Here is a 14,113-nt window from a genome sequence, read left to right on the forward strand (position 1 = left end):
GCGATGGGGGAGATCGAGGTCCGGGTGCCGATCAAGGTTCGCTTGATCGGTCTTCCGTCGGACCCTGATCTGGTACGGATGGAGCAGGCGATCTCGCGTCTGGTGCGCCGCCGGGCCGAACAGGTCCGCGGCCTGCTCGACACGTCTCCACCCGTCACCTCCGACGTTCCCGCCGAGGGATACGAGTCGCAGCGCCACGACGACACCGGTTACCTGATCACCTCATATCAAGGACCTTCCCAGCCCGTACGCATCCCGGTGCGCGGCCCGGCCGCACAGCAGGCCGCCCTGCGTCGCGTGACCGATCTGCTCGACACCGGCATCCTCGACTGGGCGATCACGGATGCCGAGGCCCGCGAAGCGTTGCGGATCATCAGCGCGCTCGAACCCGAGGACCTCATGCGGGTGGTGCAGATGATGCGCCTCAGCGGCGCGTGGGCCACTCTCGGCCGCCAGTTGCCGCCGGACACCGAGGACGCCGTCGTCGACCTCCAGCAGCGGATGGATCCGAACGTCGGCTATCTGATGCCCGGCGACACCGTACGCATCGAGGTGCGCTTCGGCTCCCGCCGGCGGGACGAGATCTCCGGCGACTACGAGCTGCGCGGCGGGCAGCTCGTGTTGCCCGCGCTGGAGAAGCCGTTGCTGCTCACCGGCCTGCTGCCGTCGGCGTTGCCGGACCTGCTCGTCCGCGCCTTCCTGGACGGCGTGATCGACGCCGACCCCTCGGTGCGGGTGGCCGTCTCGGCTCGCGGCACCCTTTACGCACCGAACGGCCACGGCCCGACCCGTGGCCTGCTCTGGTACGACTCGAAGCCCCTCCCACGGCCGGCGCCTCGACCGGACGACCTCGGGAAGCGGATCGAACGGCCCGTTGCGACGCCACTTCCGGTCCCGGCCCGGCTGCGCTTCCTCGAGATCGCCAACTCGATGCTGCGACGGGCCGGAACCGTTCCGCCGGTGGAGGCCCGGCGCCTCCAGACGGCCCTCGGCAACTACCTGACCTGGCTCGACCGGCAGAGCGACGCCGCGCTGGAACGGTACGACCCGGTGAGCGTATGGACCCGGTTGTACGTACGCCAGGTCACCGTGGACATCGAGGCGGAGGTAGCCGAGAAGGTCCGCCGGGACAAGGAGGCGGCCGAGGAGGTCGAGCGTGAGGCCGAGTGGGCCGGCTCCGAACGCAAGCTCGACGCCGTGCTCCACCTGCTCAAGTCCCAGGTGTGGCGGGTCCGTGAACCGTACACACAGGAGGACCGGGAGCACGGTGTCGGCTACCTCGTCTGGCAGTCGGAGCGGGAGACCGCCGTCCGTGAGCTGATCGGCCGGGAGTTCCTGCGCGACATCATGTCGCGGATGGGCACCAAGGGCTTCTCGGCCACCAGCGCCGAGGATGACTTCCGGGACTGGCTGACCAGGCATCCGGCCGAGTACGAGGCTCTCCTGCTGGCCCGGGCCTACCCGACGGTCGAGAAGTACGACGTCGAGATCGACATCCCGGCCTGGCAGACCGCGATCGAGACGGCGATCGGGTTCATCCCGATCGTCGGCAACATCGTGGCGGCCGGGGAGGCCACGTTCGGCTACGACCTGTTCGGGAACAAGCTCGGCCCGGTGGAGCGGGGCATTCTCGCCGCGTCCGTGCTGCTCCCGGCGGCCGGTAAGGTGTTCAAGGCGGGACGGGCGGCGGTCACCGTACGTACCCTGGCCCGCGACTATCGGCTCAGCGAGCCGGAGGCGAGGGCCGCCTACCGCGCGTTCACCGGGGTCGCGCCGGGCACGGCCGGAGCCCGGATCTTGGAGCAGGCCGCCCATGACGTCAAGGCCGGGCGGCCGATTCGCGACGCCAAGCGGATCGGTGAGGTCGGTGAGGTGCTCAAGGACATGGGCCTGTTCGACACGAACACGGCCCGGGAGCTGAAGGTGGGCGCGACCGAGAGCGCGCTGCGCGGCGAGGCCGGGCGGGCCGGGCAGGAGGCGGCCGACCTGTTCGCCGGGGCCGACGAGATCTCCGAGGCGATCGAGAGCGAGGCGGCGCGCCCCGGTGTGACCGGCGGCCAGAAGCCGGCCATCGACGGAATCCGGGTGCCCACGAAGAAGCGGGTCCAGCTGGGCCAGGAGCACCTGGTGCGTCTGGCCGGGGAGAGTGAGCGGCAGGCCGTCGCGCGGACTCGCCGGGTCATCGGGCAGAAGATCAGCGGCACCCCGCTCGGACCGGTCTGGGAGCGGGCGCGGGCCAAGGTGGTCGGCGGCCGGAACCTCGACCACGCCTCCCGGCAGGAGATGTTCGACCTCTACAACAAGGTGCGCGACGAGTTCTGGACGCAGGCGAAGGGCGACGCCGATGCGCTCCGCTTCCTGGACGAGGCCGGCTTCGAGTTCCCCGCCACCGGCAAGGCGCCCCTGGTCCGGGTGACCGACCCGCCGGCCGGGCTGGTGAACTGGCCGAAGGCCGCGGACATCGGAGTCCAGGAACGGCGGGTCAGCCTCGACCACGACCTGGAGAAGGCGCTCGAGGACAACTACAAGAAGGCGATCGACGCCAACAACCTCACGTTCCAGTTCCACAACCCGAACAGCAACCGGGAGACCGTGCAGGTCAAGTTCAAGCTGCGGGACACCCCGGGGACGTCGGCCGAATGAACGCCGTCCGGATCGAGACCCCGGTGATCGTCCGCTGGACGGGCGACGCCGACGAGGCCGTGCGCCGCGCCGTGGAAGCCGCGGTGATCGCGGGGGTGCGGCAGGCTCTGGGCGCCCCGGCGGCCTCGAGCCCGGTCGGCGCAGCGCCGGAGAACGGTGCCTGGGGCGCGGATCCGGACAGTCCGCTGTGGACTCTGCCCAGCTTTGACGCCGGCGGGGCGCCCGTGGCCGTGCCGGTGCGGCTGCCGCGCGGTGACGTGCTGATCCGTTCGCCGTTCGCGCCGCAACCGGTGATCCGGCTGTCCGCCGCCGCCTTCGTCTGGACCGGCGGCGACCTGCACCTGACCTCGTCGTCGCTGGCCCGGGCCGTGCAGTGGGGACGGGCGCTCTACGGCGCGCACGGTTTCGCGGTCCTGGAACAGACCGGCGACCACGTGGCCGACCGGTTTGTCATGACACCGCTCGAGGCCCAGCTCCGGGTGCGGGACCTGGGGCGGCTGCGGGAGACGCCGCCGGAGGGTGCGCCCGCGATCCCGGGCCTGCGTCGCACCGAGGTGGGCGAGATCCTCAAGCTACGGGACATGCGGGTCGTGCTGGCCGCCACCGGCGACGGCCACTTCGTCTACAACCTCAAGCGGGATGCCCGCTGGGAACCGGCCGATGTCCAGCGTGAGTTCGCCCGTACGCCGAGCGGCGAGCGGGCCGACCCGGCCGACCTGGCCCGCGTCGCGACCGAGCAGCTCACCGCGGCCGGGACCGGCGCCGAGCCGGGCACCAGCGACGACGACGTGCTGGCGGCCCGCATCGTCACCATGGACCGGGACGTCTTCGCGGCCATGCCGTGGGAGCAGCGCGCCGCGTTCCTGCTGGTGCTGGGCAAGCTGTGGTGGCCCAGCGCCCGGCAGAAGAAGGCGATCGTCGAGTTGCTCGCCTCGGCCCGCACCACCAGCGAGCTGGAAGCGATGGCCGCGATCCTGCGGGCCGCCGGCGGTTACGAGCGGCTGTTCGCCACGCTCGACGGCGACATCGTCGAGCTGTTGCTGCTGCTCGGGCGGTCGCGCCCGATACGGCCGATGAGCCTGTCCTACGTCCTGTCTCTCTTCCTCGACCTCCAGACGCTGCCGGTCGGCGGCATCGACCCGCTGCGGCACCTGCGTAACCAGGCCGGTGGGGTGAGCCTGTGGGTGCGCTCCACCATCGACGGCCTCACCGACCTGTTCACCCACTCGCCGGCCGAGCTGCTGGAGGGCATCGGACACCTGGCCGAGTTCGCGCTCGTCGTGCAGGCCGCCACCCGGATCCCGCCCGACCCGGCCGCGGTGATGATGCTGGTCCTCATCGCGGGGCAGGCCGGCGAGGCGATCCGCACGGCCATGGCCGGCCTCGAGTACGCCGAGCAGCTCGGTCAGACGTACGGGAAAAGGGGTTCGGGCGCCCGGATCAGCGGTGATCTGGCCGAGCGGCTGGAGACCGCCCTGGTCGTCGAGATCCTGAGCTGGTTCGTCGGCATCGGCGAGATCCGGGCCGCGCTCAAGGGCGTCCAGCTCACCGACCGGGTCGCCGCGCTGCTCAAGGTGTTGTCGTCGCTCGGACGGCTCGGGAAGGCCGCCGAGGTGGCCGAGGAGATCGGCAAGCTGGACCGGTTCGTGTCGGCGCTGACCAAGCTGGCTCAGCTGCGCAACGAGACCGCGGCCGCGCAGGCCCTGCGGCTGCTCCCGGCCGGGCATCTCAGCGAGATCTCGCGTCTCGCCGAGCTGCTCGACGTGCCGGCCGGGGCGAGCCGGACGGTGGTCCGGCGGCTTGCGAAGGCGCAGAACGTCACCGCCGACGTGGAGCGGCTCGCCGACGCGCTCGCCCTCGCGCGACGATTCGACCGGCGGGCCGCGCAGGTCGGCGGGATCACCGGGGACATGGTGGTCGCGCTGCGGAAACTGCTCGATACCGGCTGGCCGCGCGGCGTGCTGGCCAACCTGGTCGAAGCGGTGCCGGCCGAACGGCTCGCGCTGTGGTCACGGGCCGTCGGCACGTTGCGACCCGGTCAGGTGGAACGGCTCGGCGCCCGCTATCTGGAGGCGCTCGCCTACTGGGAACGATCTCTCGCGTTCGTCGCCGACGCCGGCGGCGACGTCTACCTCACCCTGCTGCGGCGGAACGGCGGCGACACCCGCGCGGTCGACATGCTGCTGGAGATCCTCGAGGCCCGCCGCGCCGAGATCGGTGATCCGGCCGCCTATCAGCGCCTGCTCGACCGGATCGCGGCCGGCGAGGCCGCCGCGCTGGAGGAACTGTCCGCCCGCATCTCGCAGATGGCCGCCGCGGTGACCGAGCGGCTGCGGGCCGGCAGCCGGCAGCAGTTGCTCGCCGAACTGGCCGAGTTCGACGAGGAGATCGCCCGGCTCCGCCGGCAGAACCGGGTCGCCGAGGCCGCCGAGGTGGCCGCCCGGCGGGACCGGCTCGCGGCCCGGTTCGCCGACCTGACCGACCAGGAGCTGTCCGGGCTCGACCGGCTCGCGAAGCTGGCCGACGACACCGGCGACTTCGCCTGGGACACCGTGCTCGACCTGGCCGCCGCCGACCGCGGCGACATGCTGCGGCTGATCGACGACATCGCCGGCCGGCTGCCCACCGGCCGGCTCACCGGCATCGGCGACGTGCTGCGCAACATCTTCGAACGTCAGGTCGGCAAGGCCGGCCGGTTCCAGCTCGCGGTCCAGGGCGGCTGGGGTGAGCTGTACGCGGCCCGGACGCTGATCGCCGAATTCGGCGCGACCGCCCTGGAGTTTCAGGCGCCGAGAACGAACCGGGTGGTCGACATTCTCGCCGACCTGCCCCGGGGCCGGGTCAGCGTCGAGGTCAAGACCAACCTCGGCGACCTGGCCACCGTCTCCGAGCCGCAGTTGCTCAAGGACCTCGTGTCGCACGCGGGCACCGGCTATGACGATCTGCTCTATCTCTACCACCCGTCGGTGGCCGGCGAGATGCCCTCCGTCGGCCGCCGCATGCTCGCGCTCTTCGACGATCCGGCGGTGAGCGGGTCCTTCGATGCCAAGGGCCTGGAGGCCGCGAAGAAGGCGTTCCAGAAGTGGCTCGACGCGGGCAACCCGCGCACCTATCGGCTCTAGGAGGGGAGGGGAGATGGCCACGCCCGTGATGGTCGGCAACGTGTCGCTGCTGTACGTCCAGAGCATCACCATGACCGAGGGCTACGAGATCGAGCGGATCGCGGGCAGCCGCTTCTCGCAGGCCATCGCGCCGACCACCAAGACGATCGCGATCGAGGCGATCCTGGCCGGTCCGGACCGGATGCGGGACAAGAAGAAGCTCGAGGCGCTCGCGCTGGTGTCCCGGGTGATGATCGCCGCGGTCGCGCCCGCCCTCGCCGTCACCGGCATCCCGGTGGTGTGCGGCCTGACGTACAGCCTCGACATGCAGATCACGAGCCTGCGGTTCACCCAGTCGGTCAGCAAACGGGAGGCCCTCGACGTGAGCCTGACCCTGCGTCACGTGCCCCGCTCCAACGTCACCGCGGTGATCGGCGAGGTCGCCGACATGGCGCTCGCCTCCGGCACACCACTGACCCCGTCGCCACCACCGCCGGGCGCGACACCCCGGCGAGCCACGGAGCCGCTGCCATGACCGCGTTCGCGAGGCTGCCGGTCAACCCGGACGACGGGTTCCCCCAGGCGTTCCGGCTGGCGCTGGGATCGGCCACCTACGTGGTGACGCTGACCGTCACCGTGGTCGAGGAGTCCCTTCTCGACGGCGGGGAGCCGCTCGTGCTGCCCCGGCCGGGCGCATTCATGACGGTGGAGGTGACCCGCGAGTCGCCCGGCCCGGCCCGGACCGTGCTGCGCCGCAAACTCGTGCCCGGCCTGGAACTTCAGGGGGCCGAGGTGGTCCTGAAGGCGGTCACGATGATCGTCGACCCGCGCAATCTGGGCGCCGCCGGGGCGTTCGGGTCGCAGGTTCTGGTGGGGGTGGCGGCGCGATGGGTTTTGTGATCTGGTTCCAGGTCAGCATCGAGGGCGCGGGGCTCGGCGGGCTGCTGCCGCTGCGGATCTCCAACGACGTGTTCGGCGGCGAGTACGTCCTCGATGCCGACATCACCGTCGACCTGATCAGCGGGGCGGCCGCCAGCACGTTCACGGTGGTGCTGACCAGCCTGCCGGCCGACGTCGTGGACACCCTCAAGACCCGGCACGCCAAGGCCGTCGCCGGGGGCGAGCCGGCCGGGATCACCATCGGGCTCGGCTATTTCGACGACCCGGCCGGGCGGGCCGACCCGCTGCTGCGCGGGGTGCTCACCTCGATCCGTACGAGCGTGGGCCGCAACGGCGACCTGATCACCACCCTGCGGGGCCTCGAGCTGGCCGGCTACAAGCTGCTCAAAGCCTCGGTGGCCGCGGGTGAGGCGGGGGACCACCCGTTGACCGAGGCGGTGCGGTCGATCGCGGCGGCGGCCGGCGACCTGCGGTTCTCGGCGGCCGGGCTCCCCACGGTCAAGGACTTCAGCCTGCATGCCGGCGACGGGTTGCAGGCCCTGCGGGAGGTGGCGCAAGCCGCCGAGGCGCCGCTGGTGATCGGCAACGAGATGATCAGGATCGGTCCGGTCGTCGGAACCGGGGAGGCGCTGCACTTCACGGCGGACGACAACATCGTCGAGCTGGACCACGTACAGGAGGACCCGCAGGACCTCTTCCAGCGAGCGGCGAGATCCGAGCCACGCACCGCGGTGGAGGTCGGGGTGCTCGGCGACCCGCGGATCCGTCCGGGAATGCCGGTCATCCTGGAGCCCGGGGATCCGCGCGACGCGCCGGCCGGGACGTTGCGCGTCGAGCAGGCCCACCACGTCTTCGACCACAAGCAGGGTTACACCTGCCGGGTCGGCCTCGTGGTGGCCGAGGCCGGCCGGCCCGCCTCCCGCACGACCGGTGCCGACGGTGTGGCCGACCGGATCCGGGACGTCGCCGAGTCGGTGCGCACCGGCAACCCGGCCATCGACGTGGGCGAGGTCGCCGCCTACCACGACAAGCACCTCGCCGACCTGCGCTACGGGCAGACCCCGAAGGCGGCCACCGTCGCGCCGAGCGTCGAGACCCCGGTCGACGACACCCCGCAGTTGCACAACCGGCCGATGTCCTCGCCGTTCGCCTTCCACCGCTGCGGACTGGTCGTGCCCGTGCTGCCCGGCATGCGCGCGCTGCTCGCCCACAACCGGGGCCTGGTCAACGACGCCGTGGTGGCCGGTTTCCTCTGGCCCGAGAAACCGACCCGCTATCAGCCGCCGAAGAACAAGCCGGGCGACTGGTGGCTGTGCCTGCCGACCGAACTGGACGGCAAAGGCCTGCCCACCGGCAAGGGCGTCGGCGACCTGACCGACGCGACCGGCCGGCGGGTGATGCAGGCCAAGGGGCTGCGCATCACGGTCGGCGCGAAGCTGCTGCCCGAGGTGGGGGACCGGCCCGACTTGCCCGAGGACGGCGAGCTGGTCATCGAGCACTCCTCCGGCACCAAGGTGACTGTCGACAAGGACGGGGCGGTCGTGGTGGACAGCGGCGGCAAGACCGTGACGCTCAAGAGCGGCTCGGCGACCATCACGCTCGACGACGGCAAGATCACCCTGAGCGGCTCCAAGGTGGAGGTGTCCTGATGGCGGCCGTCCTCAACGCCGACGCGAAGATCGGTTGCGGTCACGGCGGCAGCGTCCGGATCAGTGCCGGGCAGGACAAGCTCGTCGCCGGTGGCGCCGCGGTCCTCATCGACGGCGACCTCGACGGCGCGACGGTCAGCGGCTGCGGCACGACCCAGTCGAGCAGCACGTCGCAGTGCAAGTCGGTGTCGTCGGTGATCGGCGGCACCGCGGCGAAGCTCACGGCGGGCGGCAGCAAGGTGCTGCTCGAAACGGTGAGCGGCCTGACCGACGGCGTTCCGCCCGGCACCCTCGTCGTGCAGTCGGCGGGCCAGACCATCCTGCAAGCGAGCTGAGACGGAGGACGTGATGCTCGGCCACAGCCTCGAACTGCGCGACGGCGATCTGGTCATGGCGGGCGGCCGGATGGCCACGGTCGCCGGGCTCGCCAACGCCGTGCAGGCGCTGACCCTGCGGGTGCTCACCCCGCTCGGCACCGACCGGTTCGCCGTCACCTACGGCCTCGACCTCGTCCCCGTGCTCACCCAGGCCGTCGGCGCCCGTACGGCGCAGGATCTGCTGCGGCTCAGCCTCGTGCGGACCCTGGGCAGCGACCCCCGGGTCCGCGAGATCCAGGACGTCACCGTGTCGCCCGACCCCGGCAAACGGCTCTGGCGGGTCGAGGTCGTGCTGATCGTCGTGGACGGCACCGCGCGCGAGCTGACGTTCGAGGTCGGTGCCTGAGATGGCCGACTTCGGGGTGACACCGGACGGCTTCGTCCGCAAGGAGTTCGACACCCTGCTCGCCGAGTCGTCGGCCCGGGCCCGGGCGGTCTTCGGCGACGACGTCGACCTGTCACCGACCAGCCCGATCCGGAAGATCCTGGAGGTGGCGGCGGCCGAGGACGCCCGGCTGTGGCGGCGCCTCGAGGACCTCTACCACGCGAACTTCCTGTCGTCCGCGGTCGGCACCGACCTCGATCGGCTCGGCGAGGACGTCGGCCTGGGCCGCCCGTTCCGGTTCGCCACCGGCCGGGTCACCGTCAAGGTCACCAGCCCGCAGCCCGGCCGCGAGTACGTGTTGCCCGAGGGCACCGTCCTCGTCGCGCCGGGGGCCGTCCTGCACACCACCGTGGTGGCCCGGCTCAGCGAGAACGCCGACACCGTGACCGTGCCGGCGCGGGCCTTCGCGGCCGGGGCCGGCGGCGATGTGCCGGCCGGGGCGATCACCGCGATCGACCCCGACTACCTGCGGCACCATCTGGGCATCGTTGCGCCGACCGGCTTCGACGTCACCAACGACCAGGCGTTCACCGGTGGCGCCGAGCCGGAGGACGACGAGACCTACCGCGCGCGCCTGCTCGGGCGGTCCCGCACGATGTGGACGCCGGCCGCCGTACGCGATGCCGTGCTCACGGTGCCCGGGGTCGTCGACGTGCTGCTGTCCGATCCGCTCGGCGGGGTCGACGTGTCACAGAGCTACTTCGGCGCGTTCCCGTTCGATCAGCGCCTGTTCAGCGACGAGCGCCGGGTCGGCGAGCCGTACTTCTTCAGTGTGGTCGTCGCGCACGAGTTCGCCCGGCCCTGGCGCACCGAGCCGCCGGGCACTGTCACCGGCATCTTCGAACAGGTCACCGAGGCCGTCGACCGGGTGCGGCCGGTCGGCATCCACCCGCAGGTCGTCGAGGCCGACCACATCGAGGTCGGGCTGCGGGCGCAACTGGTCACCCGGCCCGGCTACGACTCGCAGGCCCTGGTGGGGGCGCTCACCGAACGGCTCGCCGCCGACGTCGGCGGGCTCGTGCTCGGCGGGGACGTGTTGTTCAGCCAGGTCATGCGCGCCCTCGTCGAGCAGCCCGGGGTCAGCGACGTGCAGAATCTGCGGCTGCGACGCTGCCCGCCCGCGTTCGGGCGGATCACGCTCGGGCAGGTCGGGTTCGCGTCCGACGTGGTCGAGGCCGGGCCGGGGGAGAACCTCGTCATGGCCGCCACCGAGATCGCCGTGTTCACCGTCGACTCCGCGTTGCTCGAGGTGGAGGTGACACCACGATGACCGCCGCCCTCCCGCGCATGTCGGCCGGTCTGACCGTGCCGTTCGCCCGGGGCGCCGACCTGCTGGAGCTGACGCTGCTGCCGTCGGGGCAGGTCGCGTCCTACGACTTCGCCGAGCATCACGCGCAGTTCGGCGTCGAGCCCCGCCCCGCGTACACCCTGATGGCCGTGAGCCCGATCGACGCCGCGACCGTGGTGACGGTCGGTTTCGACCTTCCGGGGGGAGGCAACGGCGAGTTGACCGTACGGGTACCGCCGGGCACCGCCGCAGGCACGTCGTTCGGCTTCGAGGCGCCGCCCGGTGCGATCCTGCGGACGGTCACGCCCGGCCCGTGGCGCCTGACCGCGCTGCTCGGCATGATGGCGCGGCTGCTGTGGACGATCGCGGCCGAACGTGACGTCCTCGACGGGCAGGCCGACGTCCTGCGCACCCGGGCCCGGATCATCGGCGAGGCCACCGGCGCCACCCTCGACCTGATCGGTTACGACCTCGGTGTCCCCCGGTTCCCGCCGCTGCCCTACGCACAGCAGGACGACACGATCGCGCTCTACCACCTCGACGACGAGCGGGCCACACCGATCCGGGATGCGTGGGTGCTCTACTCCGGTGGTCCCGGCCATCCGGGCGTGGCGACCGCGGACGTGGAGGCCCGCGTACCCGGCCGTTTCGGGACGGGCATGCGGTTCTCGCCCGGCGCGGAGATCACGGTCGCGCACCACGCCGAGCTCGCGACCGGCGCCACCGCGAGCCTGACCGCCGAGTGTTTCGTCAAACCCGGCGACGGCACCATCCTGTCCAAACAGGACCCGTCCGACGCGACCCGGCCCGGCTGGCAGCTCGGGGTCGGCGACTTCGGCCGTGGCCTGCCCCGCAACGTACGGCTGCTGATCAGCGACGGCACCGACGTCATCGAGCTGTACGCGAACCGCAGCCTCTCCGCTGCCCGCTTCACCCACCTCGCCGCCGTGGTGGACCGGGCGGCCGGAGCGGTACGTCTCGTCGTCGACGGCACGATCGCCGACCGTAAACCGTTGGCGGGGCTCGGATCGCTGGCCAACACGCAGCCCGTCCGGATCGGGCGCTCGTTCACCGGCACGATCGACGAGGTGCGGCTGTCCGCGGCCGCCCGGGACACGTTCTTCCCGGTGCTCGGCGAGGCCGACGACAGCTACCGCAAGCGGCTGGGCATCTTCCGCCGCTGGGTGCTGCCCACCCCGGCCGGGCTGCGCGACGCGGTCAACGACGTGGCCGGCCCGATCGCCGGCGTGGCGACCCCGTTCGTCGTCGACGACGTCAACGCCTCTCTCGTGCAGGCCACCCGCGTGGTTTCCGTGCTTCCCCTCGAGGTCCCGGCCGGCGGCACCATGGACGACACCGGCCGGATCCGTCTCACCGAGGCCGAGGTGCTCGGCACCCCCGCCGACGACGCGTCCTTCTCCGACCGCATCCTGGTCGACGGCACCGACCCGCGGGCCGGCTTCCAGGGCAGCCCGCTCATGCGTCCCGGCACCCGGGCGGCGTTGCGGGCCATGCTCGACGTGCTCCCCGCCGGGCTCACCGTCCGGTCCGGCTTCGATCCGGCCGCGGCCGACCTGCGGGCCACCGGCCGCGCCCTGATCCTGTCCCACGACGTCTTCTCGCCGGGCCGGCTCGCCGGCTTCGCCCTGCGGGCCGGGTTCGGCTTCGTCGCCCCCCGGTCGACCGACCTGTACGCGTCGGCCCGCTCGACCGACTCGGTCGAGATCATCGCCGGGCCGGGCGGAACGGCCACCCCGCAGAACGGTTTCGACGTGCTCACGGGACAGACCCTCGCGCTGCGCCTGGAGCCCGCGCCGCCGCCGGGCGCTGCCGTGTCGTGGTCGGTCATCCCGTGCGGGGGCGGCCGGGCGGGCGTCTCGAGCCGCCGCGACCAGCGGGACGTGCTGCTCACCGCCGACCGGCCGGGCCCGCTCGTGGTCACGGTGCAGGTCCGCGACCGGGGCAAGGCGTTCATCGCCGACCGGCGCCTGCGGATCGGCGTCGCGACGCTCGACGCGGGGCAGAGCCTGGGCACGCCACCGGCCGCGACGTTGCGCCCCGAGGACCGTACGCATCCGGTCTATCTCGTGCCGGCGCCCGTCCGGTTCCGGGCGACCGGCGGTCCGGAGAGCCGCCGCGTGCACCCGGCCGTGGCCGATCGTCTGACCACTCTCGTCCCCCTGCTGCCGCCCGGTGATCCCGAGCTGACCAGCGCGTGGGATCCGGCCTCGGACGGGCCGGCCGGCTCCGGCTATGTGATCACGTTGCGGCTGGGCGGCTCCACGACCACCCTGGCCCGGCTCGGCGCCCTCGCCTACGCCGCCGGTTTCGACTTCGTGGCCAGCGACGGCACCACCCTGACCCTGGCCTGCGGTCTGTCCCCGGACGTGGTGATCGACGGCCCGGAAACGACCGCCGTGGGCTCGAGCGTCGAACTCGGCATCCGGTCGTCGCCGTTGTCCTCGCTGACCGTGGCCGCGCTCGCCGTCGCGGCCGGCCTGGTGTGGACGGTCAACACCGAGACCGAGACGGTCAGCGCGCTCGACCCGGCCGGCGGCGAGGTCAAGGCCTGCGTCAAGACCGGGCTGAGCCCGATCGCGATCGCCGCCGCTCCCGACGAGAGCCTCCTGCTGGTGGCCGACACCGGGGACACCACGGTCACCGTCATCACCACCGCCGACCGGCGGGTCGCCGGGCGGATCCAGGTCACGGGCGCGCCGATCGCCGTGACCTTCCGCCCGGACGGGGCCCGGGCGTACGTCGCGATGCTGCCGGGCCGGATCGCCGAGATCGACCCCGTCACCCGTACGGTGACCGCCTTCATCGACCTCGGCGTGGCTCCCACCGCGATGGCCTGCGAACCCGGCGGGGCGCGGCTGTGGATCACGACCGGGAACGGCCGGCTGCGCTCCGTCGCCCTGCCCCAGTTCCAGCTCACCGGCGCCGACCTGAACCTGGCCGGTGGCGTGCCGGCCGGCCTCGCGGTGAGCGACACCCTCGGCTATGTGACCCTCCCTGAGGTGCCCTGCCTGCGGGTCGTCAACCTCGGCGTCGCACCCTCCCTGCGGGCGGCCTTCACCGACGTCGGTAGCACGCCCACCTCGGTGACCCTCGACCCGGCCGGTGACCTGGTCTACGTCGGCGACCTCGGTGGTGGTGGCCGGCTGCATCGGCGGCACGCGGACGGCACACCCCACACGCCGCCCTCGGTCGCCCAGCCGGACCCGGCCGCCATCGCCACCGGCGGAGGGCACGTCTACGTCGCCGGGCGGATGACGGTGTCCGTGCTGGACGCCGCCGACGCGTCGCTCGAGGCGACCTGGCCGCTCGGGCTCGGGCTCGGCGAGCGGTTCATCTGGACGGTACGGGTCACCGGGGGCGCCCAGGCGCAGCTGTCCAGCACCACCGGGTCGCGGATCACCCTCACCGGTGGGAAAGCCGGGCCGGTGCAGGTGCGTGTCGTGCTGCAGCAGCCGGGCGGCACCCCGCCGTACACCGTGCGGGTCGGATTCGCCCAGGCTCTGCTCGACCTGGAGGCGGCCGGCGGCGAGGTCGTCGTCCGCAAGGACCAGTACGACCTCGTGATGAACGTGCTCAACCACCTGTGCCCGGTCGGCGTCGAGATCGACACCCGAGCGGTCCGGGAGCACGTGCTCGAGCTCCGCGACGCCCTGCTCGAGGCGTTCCCGCCGTACACGTACCCCGACTTCCGCGCCCGCGGCCCGCGCCCACCGGGCTGGACCTTCGGCCTGGACCCCTAGGAGGAACCG

Annotated in this window: 9 protein-coding genes; all 9 read left to right on the forward strand. The window is 72.5% G+C overall.

Annotated elements, in window-relative coordinates:
* Window positions 1-3 precede the first annotated feature (3 nt).
* From KOI35_RS42595 to KOI35_RS42635, 9 genes are read left to right on the forward strand one after another with little or no spacing between them, the layout of a single operon-like run.
* Entirely contained in the window at window positions 4-2,643 is a 2,640-nt protein-coding gene (locus KOI35_RS42595) for a pre-toxin TG domain-containing protein (protein ID WP_215795436.1), read from the forward strand.
* Entirely contained in the window at window positions 2,640-5,765 is a 3,126-nt protein-coding gene (locus KOI35_RS42600; protein WP_215795437.1) for a coiled-coil domain-containing protein, read from the forward strand. The genes KOI35_RS42595 and KOI35_RS42600 overlap by 4 nt, the downstream gene beginning before the upstream one ends.
* Before the next feature lie 13 nt (window positions 5,766-5,778).
* Window positions 5,779-6,279 carry a hypothetical protein gene (locus tag KOI35_RS42605; RefSeq protein ID WP_215795438.1) on the forward strand — a complete coding sequence of 167 codons (501 nt, stop codon included), beginning with the start codon at window positions 5,779-5,781 and terminating at the stop codon, window positions 6,277-6,279.
* Window positions 6,276-6,644 (forward strand): hypothetical protein, encoded by a 369-nt coding sequence (locus tag KOI35_RS42610; protein WP_215795439.1) that lies wholly within the window; start codon window positions 6,276-6,278, stop codon window positions 6,642-6,644. The genes KOI35_RS42605 and KOI35_RS42610 overlap by 4 nt, the downstream gene beginning before the upstream one ends.
* Window positions 6,632-8,293, forward strand: a complete 1,662-nt coding sequence (locus tag KOI35_RS42615; RefSeq protein WP_215795440.1) for a hypothetical protein — start codon at window positions 6,632-6,634, stop codon at window positions 8,291-8,293. Before KOI35_RS42610 ends, KOI35_RS42615 begins: the two co-directional genes overlap by 13 nt.
* Window positions 8,293-8,628 (forward strand): hypothetical protein, encoded by a 336-nt coding sequence (locus KOI35_RS42620; protein ID WP_215795441.1) that lies wholly within the window; start codon window positions 8,293-8,295, stop codon window positions 8,626-8,628. The genes KOI35_RS42615 and KOI35_RS42620 overlap by 1 nt, the downstream gene beginning before the upstream one ends.
* Before the next feature lie 13 nt (window positions 8,629-8,641).
* Entirely contained in the window at window positions 8,642-9,016 is a 375-nt protein-coding gene (locus tag KOI35_RS42625; protein ID WP_215795442.1) for a hypothetical protein, read from the forward strand.
* 1 nt (window position 9,017) lies between these two features.
* Entirely contained in the window at window positions 9,018-10,325 is a 1,308-nt protein-coding gene (locus tag KOI35_RS42630) for a baseplate J/gp47 family protein (protein WP_246614708.1), read from the forward strand.
* Window positions 10,322-14,104: a LamG-like jellyroll fold domain-containing protein gene (locus tag KOI35_RS42635; protein WP_215795444.1), complete on the forward strand. Its 3,783-nt coding sequence runs from the start codon at window positions 10,322-10,324 to the stop codon at window positions 14,102-14,104. The genes KOI35_RS42630 and KOI35_RS42635 overlap by 4 nt, the downstream gene beginning before the upstream one ends.
* The last annotated feature ends 9 nt before the right edge of the window (window positions 14,105-14,113 follow it).

Origin of the sequence: Paractinoplanes bogorensis (assembly GCF_018829635.1) — a bacterium.
In the GTDB taxonomy this organism is placed as follows: Bacteria; Actinomycetota; Actinomycetes; order Mycobacteriales; family Micromonosporaceae; genus Actinoplanes; species Actinoplanes bogorensis.

Bases quoted from the DNA above. Each gene is read 5' to 3' on its own strand.
- KOI35_RS42595 (WP_215795436.1), top strand. From the start codon at position 4: ATGGGGGAGATCGAGGTCCGGGTGCCGATCAAGGTTCGCTTGATCGGT.
- KOI35_RS42600 (WP_215795437.1), top strand. From the start codon at position 2,640: ATGAACGCCGTCCGGATCGAGACCCCGGTGATCGTCCGCTGGACGGGC.
- KOI35_RS42605 (WP_215795438.1), top strand. From the start codon at position 5,779: ATGGCCACGCCCGTGATGGTCGGCAACGTGTCGCTGCTGTACGTCCAG.
- KOI35_RS42610 (WP_215795439.1), top strand. From the start codon at position 6,276: ATGACCGCGTTCGCGAGGCTGCCGGTCAACCCGGACGACGGGTTCCCC.
- KOI35_RS42615 (WP_215795440.1), top strand. From the start codon at position 6,632: ATGGGTTTTGTGATCTGGTTCCAGGTCAGCATCGAGGGCGCGGGGCTC.
- KOI35_RS42620 (WP_215795441.1), top strand. From the start codon at position 8,293: ATGGCGGCCGTCCTCAACGCCGACGCGAAGATCGGTTGCGGTCACGGC.
- KOI35_RS42625 (WP_215795442.1), top strand. From the start codon at position 8,642: ATGCTCGGCCACAGCCTCGAACTGCGCGACGGCGATCTGGTCATGGCG.
- KOI35_RS42630 (WP_246614708.1), top strand. From the start codon at position 9,018: ATGGCCGACTTCGGGGTGACACCGGACGGCTTCGTCCGCAAGGAGTTC.
- KOI35_RS42635 (WP_215795444.1), top strand. From the start codon at position 10,322: ATGACCGCCGCCCTCCCGCGCATGTCGGCCGGTCTGACCGTGCCGTTC.